The organism is Pseudomonas sp. K5002, from assembly GCF_013386655.1.
Classification (GTDB): Bacteria; Pseudomonadota; Gammaproteobacteria; order Pseudomonadales; family Pseudomonadaceae; genus Aquipseudomonas.
In genome coordinates this window covers 1-739 of sequence record NZ_JACARK010001519.1, presented here as the reverse complement: position 1 = coordinate 739, position 739 = coordinate 1, and the positions used below count along the sequence as shown (strand labels likewise).

Genomic DNA, 739 nt, shown 5'->3' with positions numbered 1-739 from the left:
CGATCACCGCCGGCGCCTCCCACCGCACCATGGGCTACCGGGAGCTGGAAGACGCCGCCTACTACGATTCGCGGGACGACGAAGGTCGCCTCACCCGCTATCGCGACCAGCAGAGCCTGGCCCTGGGCTGGGCCCATCCATGGCTGGGAGCCTTCAATGCCGGCCTGTCGCGCACCACCACGTTCAACGGCGAAAACAGCAGCCGTGCCCTGGCCTCATGGGGCACCAGCGTGCGCGGCGTGTCGCTGTCGGCCAGTGCCGAGTGGCAGGTCAGCGGCCGGCAGAATAACGAGAACGCGGTGTACCTGAACCTGAGCGTGCCACTGGGTGAGAACCGGCGTGGGCGCTCCTGGGTGCGCAACTCCGGTGGCGAGCATCGCATCGGCCTGGGGGTGAACGAGCAGGTCAACGATCAACTCAGTTACCGGGTCAGTGCCGAGCACGACAGCCGCGACCAACAAGTGGAATCCACCCTCGGCGTGTCCTATCTGCCGCGCTATGCACAACTGGACATGAACTACAGCCGCTCTGACGCCGAGCGCTCCAGCTACCAGGGCGGTGTGCGCGGTGCGGTGGTGGCCCACAGCGGTGGCGTGACCTTCTCGCCTTATCCGGTGCGCGAGACCTTTGCGCTGGTGTCTGTCGGCGATATGGCCGGGGTCAAGCTCACCACGCCCAGCGGCCCGGTATGGACCGACTTCCAGGGCCAGGCCGTGGTACCGCAGGTGTCCGCCTACGG

1 protein-coding gene is annotated in these 739 nt (G+C 67.1%); it reads left to right on the top strand.

What is annotated here, in order from left to right; all coding sequences use genetic code 11:
• The coding region (locus HX846_RS37635; RefSeq protein WP_178967514.1) for a fimbria/pilus outer membrane usher protein at nucleotides 1–739 on the top strand (739 nt) is incomplete at both ends.